Source organism: Psychrobacter sp. GW64-MNA-CIBAN-0177, from assembly GCF_040309585.1.
Classification (GTDB): Bacteria; Pseudomonadota; Gammaproteobacteria; order Pseudomonadales; family Moraxellaceae; genus Psychrobacter; species Psychrobacter okhotskensis.
Genome location: NZ_JBEOOY010000392.1, coordinates 1 through 257, shown reverse-complemented (window position 1 = coordinate 257; position 257 = coordinate 1). Strand labels below are relative to the sequence as shown.

Below are 257 nucleotides of genomic sequence, written 5' to 3'. Positions count from 1 at the left end.
CCCTTAACCATAATAAATAAGGCCCTACCTAAGTTAAATAATATGAATACAAGCAACGAGACTAAAACTAACTTAACGATGAAAGGTGTTGTCACAGGCAATCCTTTTAAAAGTGTGGGGGTGTCTCGGGTATTATTCGTAATCATTACTTTGGTCGTGTTTAGCTTGTTGGTCAAGTTAGGATTATGGCAGTTATCACGAGCAACCTTTAAACAAGAGTGGCAAAGCACACTTATCCAGCGCCAACAGCAACAAGC

General features: G+C 39.7%; 1 protein-coding gene. It reads left to right on the top strand.

Annotated elements, in window-relative coordinates; all coding sequences use genetic code 11:
- Positions 1-42: 42 nt before the first annotated feature.
- Positions 43-257: hypothetical protein (locus AAEY79_RS15580; RefSeq protein WP_352289472.1), on the top strand; the 215-nt coding region annotated here is incomplete at its 3' end.